Origin of the sequence: Streptomyces sp. NPDC007162 (genome assembly GCF_040634175.1) — a bacterium.
Taxonomy (GTDB): Bacteria; Actinomycetota; Actinomycetes; order Streptomycetales; family Streptomycetaceae; genus Streptomyces.
Window position 1 is genome coordinate 1 of sequence record NZ_JBEYFC010000615.1, and the last position, 4,603, is coordinate 4,603.

Genomic DNA, 4,603 nt, shown 5'->3' on the forward strand with positions numbered 1-4,603 from the left:
GGCCAGCCACCGGTTCCTACGGTCGATCATGCCGAGCGGGTAGAGGACTGTTCCGGCCTGCTCGCCGAGGTCGTCGAGGACCTCGGCGTCCCACATCGCCAGGAGCGGGTCCAGCCGGAAGTCCATCCATGGCATGGTGTCCAGAGGATTGCGGCAGGGAATGCCAACCTGACCGAACTCCGTGAGGAACCGGCGCGCGGCATCATGCATCTCGTATTCGCCGGTCTCCAGCAAAATGCTTTCCCAGGTCGTCACGGGGACGGACCGTTCGGGGAACCAGCCGCCGGCTCGCAGTACCCGGTCCGTCAGAGCCGGCCAGCGCCGCTCGTCCGCGCCGTCGTCGGCCCGCTCGGCGTCCAACCGTGCCCAGAACCCTTCACCGCCGCCCTCGGACATGCCGGCGGTCCGGGGGACAGTCCGAGCACCCTGTGTCCTGACCAGCCGATCCAGAGCCTGGTCGATGGTTTCGCCGAGCAATTCCACGTGGCTTCCAGCGGTGATGTGGAGCCGCCCGTCGTCGGCGATGCCGAGGCGGCTGCTCCCTTCGTCCGCGGTGCCCACGGGGTACAAAGTAGTTCCGGCCTGCTGGCTCATCCAGGCGTATGTCCCCTCCTCCCACTCGGCTTGGAGGGGATCGAACCGGATGGCCGACCTGGTCATGACGGGGTCTGTCGGCCATCCGTACGTCACCAGCCCACCGAAGGCACGAAGGAAGCGTCTGGCGGCCTCATGCGGCACGAAGGAGCCGCGCTCGCGCAGGATCCACTCCCAGGTGTCCGTCGGCACCGCGCGATCCGGCCGCCAACCCGCGCGGCGCAGCACATCATCCGTCTCCGGGGACCAGTTCCGGTCGTACCCCACTCACATCACCGCTCTCACGCCCAGTTGATTAAGAACATGCTGACAGGACGCACAGGGCGGCTTCGGAGTGTTGTGCATGGGGTTGCCCGGCGCACGCACGTTCACGGCCGCGCTCACTCCTCCCCGGGGATCCACCCCAGCCTTCATGGCGTCCGACAGCGCCTCGGCCTCACCGCACTTCGCGTGTGCTCCGCCGACGGTGGCCTTGATGGCCTGCGGAACCCGATCGTATGCGGCCTGCACGTCGGGGTGGAGATTGTGGCTGCCGCCGCCCTTGAGGCTCGCACCATGGAACACCTGGTCGTGCCCGGGCACCGACAACCCGGCCGTACTCGTCGGCCTGGTCTTCTTGCTGGCCCCCGGGCGCTGCTGTTCCTGGTCGGCCCGTCGGCGGGCGGCGTCGCGCGCCGCGTCCTCGCACGAAGGCGCCAGACCGAAGGGGTCCACGGCCGTGAAGGGATCCGCCACGTAGGTACGGGGGTTCGGGCCCGGTGCGAGGCCCAGGGGGTCGACGGAGGCGTACTGCCCGGTCTCGGGATCGTAGTGGCGGTGGTAGTTGTAGTTGAGCGCCGATTCCGGATCGTGGTACTGGCCCGGGAAGCGCAGCGGACAGTCCGCGCTGCCGGGCTGTCGGTCGTCGAGCGGTGCGCCCCACACCGTTGCCCGCGTCTGCCAGGCCACCTCCCCGGCTTCGTCGTACAGTTCTGTGGGAGTGCCCACCACGTCGGTGACGATGGAGTAGAAGCGATCGTCCACCCACTCCTGGGACCGCTCCCCGGCCCGCACCCTGGCGACCTGCGTGACCGGGCTGAAACGGTCTCGCTCCCAATCCCACACCGTGCATACGGGCGCGTCGTCGCCCTTTCTGGAGACCTGCTCCGCCGGAACAAAACCGTCCCAGGCAAAGGTCACCTCCTCCACCACGGTCACGCCGTCGGAGGCGAACCGCCGCTTCGCGACGCGACGGCCGAAGGGGTCGTACTCGTAGGCCCAGTCGGTGCCGTCCGGAGTGGTCACTCCGATCAGGCGGTCCTGGCTGTCCCAGCGGTACCGCCACACGTCCGGCTTGCGCGACAGGCGCTTTCTCCGCCTGACCACCACCCGGCCCTGCGCGTCGTACTCGTAGGCGATGTCCTGGGCCCTGCGGACGGTCCTTCCCGGCGTGCGCTGGACGGGGTCCACCGGGAGGTCGTTCGACAACTCCCCGTGGTTCAGGTTTCCGGCCGCGTCGTACGCGTAGCGTTCCGACCACGTCGCGGCACGCACTCCGGTGACGCGCCCCGAAACGTCGTGGCTGACGCTGCGGTCGCCGTTGAGGAGATCGCCGATCGCGGCGACTGTCCCGTCCGGCCGGTAGTGGTACGTACGGTGTTGAACGCGCCGCGGTCCGCTCGCGCCCCCCGGACGGGCGTCCGCCCCGGCGGTGACAGTCTGCGAACTCAGCCTGCCGACCGGGTCCCAGGTCTGCCTGAGGAGGACATCGCCCGTACGGCGCTCGATCTCCCTGCCGGCCGAGTCGTACCCGAACGTGACGGTCCGGCCCGCCGTCCGCAGCGATACCGGACGGTCGCGTCCGTCGTACTCCCACACACTTTCGGCGTTCGACGGCGTCACACGGCGGACACGTCTGCCCAGCAGATCGTAGTCCGAGCGCACCGTCGCCCCGTTGCACGTCTCGGCGAGGACCCGGCCACGGGCGTCCCGCTCGTACGTGAGTTCCGTACGGTCGCTGACCACACGGCGTACCTGGCCGATGGCGTCGTACGCGTATGTGGTGACGCCTTCCGGAGTCCGTTGCTCAGTGACCTTGCCGAAGTGGTCACGGATGTACTCGATGGACTCGCCGGCGCCATTGGTCTGGCCCACGAGGCGGCCGGCTTCGTCGAACCGGTAGCTCTGTTCGCGTCCGTCGAAGTTCCGCTCCCGGACCAGCCGTCCCGCTTCGTCGTAGAAGTAACGCCACGTGGCACCCTGCTGATTGATCACCGAGGTGACTCGCAGCTCGCCGTCGTGGATGAATTCCAGGCGTGAACCGTCGGGGTCGATACGCGCTGCCAGGAGGTCGAAGCCTCCGTATTCGAACCGGGTGGTTCGGCCCTGCGGGTCCGTCTGCACGACGAGGTTGCCCTCACCGTCGTACACGCGCCGTTCCGTGCTGCCGTCGGGCAGAGTCCGCCCGATCGGCAGGCCTTCGGGTGTCCAGCTCAGCCTGGTGACGAGCCCGTCAGGGTCGGTCTCGGCGATGACTCTGCCGAACGCGTCACGCGCGTACCGCGTGGTCGCGCCCTCGGCATCTGTGGACGCGACGGTGAGGCCTGCCGCGTCGGTCTGGAGTAGGGCGGTACGGCCGAGGGCGTCGGTGACCGCGGCGAGCGCGCCGTTTTCCCGGTACCGATAGGTGATGCGTGCGCCGGTGGGATCCGTTTCGGCGATCAGGTTCCCGTGGGCGTCATACTCCATTTGCCAGACGTGGCCGTCGGCTTGGGTGACCGACAGAGGCTGCCCGAACGCGTTGTTCTCGGCCGACTCACTGCTGCCGTCGGGCCGGACAACAGAGGTGGGCATGCCCAGCGCGTCATACGTGTACCGGCTCGTCCGGCCGAGGGGATCCGTACGCGAGAGCAGCCGGTCGTAGCGGTCCCACTCGGACTGAGTGGTGTTGCCGAGCGGGTCGGTCGACGAGACGAGCTGGCGAAGCTCGTTGGACCGGTACGTCGTGGTGTTGCCGAGCGCATCGGTGTAACGCGTCTCCCGGCTCTCGGCGTCGTATGCGACGGAGCAGGAGAGACGTCCGTCCGCGCCCTCGCCGCGTATGCACCGGTCCTGGTCGTCGTAGACGAAGCGGTACCAGGATTCGTTGCGGTCGGTCCACGAGGTGATGCGCGCACGACCGTCGTACGTGAGCCTCAACGGCAGGCCGCTGGAGTTGTACACCTCGGTGAGGTCGCCGTCGGGGCTGTAACCGAAGCGGCGCAGCAGGGTGCCGCGGGGACCGTCTTCCGGATTGCTCAGGCGGAGACCGGTGACGCGCCCGTTCTCGGTGTCCACATGGATGTGGCGGCCGCCCGAGTCACGGACGGCGACGGGCGTTCCGTCGGCATCGCGGTCGAAGTCGATCCGGCACCCGTTGCGGTCAGTGATGGCGGCGAGGAACAACGTGAACGCGCCGTCGGCCGTCGCGGGCCGGCGAGGGGCAGTGAAATGGCGTGTGACACCGCTGACCGGGTCGGTGATACGCAAGGGCGCATCGGGCGTCCCGCCCTGATCCAGCATCCAGCGCGGTCCCTCTGCCGGCAGCACCGACGCACCCGGTTCCAGCGCAGGGTAGACGAGGATCATGCCGTCCTCGACGGCGAAGACGGCGCCCTGATCGTCCAGTTCGAGGCGCTCGTCCAGCGTGCAGGCCCAGGAGATGCCGAAGGAGCGGCCCGCTCGGTACGTCGACAGGTGCGTGCGTCGCAGGACCAGTGGAAGCAGGCCGGGCAGCTCCGCATCGATCTCGGCCATGAACATTTCGCCGGAGACCATGTCGATGGGGTCGCCGTTCAGGCAGCGGCCCTTCCCGGGCTTGCTCTTGGCGAGCACATCGTCCGCCTCCTTGCGCAGCCCCTTCTTACCCAGCGTCTCGGCCATGGCCTTGAGGCCGCCCTTGAAGACCTTCATCTCCTTGACGCCCTTGGCGAGTTTGCCGAGGCTGGTGATGCCCTTGCCGCCGGGTATGCAGTCCATGGCGGCGAACGCC

The 4,603-nt window shown here is 68.5% G+C and carries 2 protein-coding genes; both read right to left on the minus strand.

From position 1 onward, the window contains the following. The coding region (locus tag ABZ646_RS40540; RefSeq protein ID WP_360530979.1) for an SUKH-3 domain-containing protein at nt 1–861 on the minus strand (861 nt) is incomplete at its 3' end. Next, nucleotides 862–4,590 (minus strand): DUF6531 domain-containing protein, encoded by a 3,729-nt coding sequence (locus ABZ646_RS40545; RefSeq protein ID WP_360530982.1) that lies wholly within the window; start codon nt 4,588–4,590, stop codon nt 862–864. Nucleotides 4,591–4,603 lie beyond the last annotated feature (13 nt).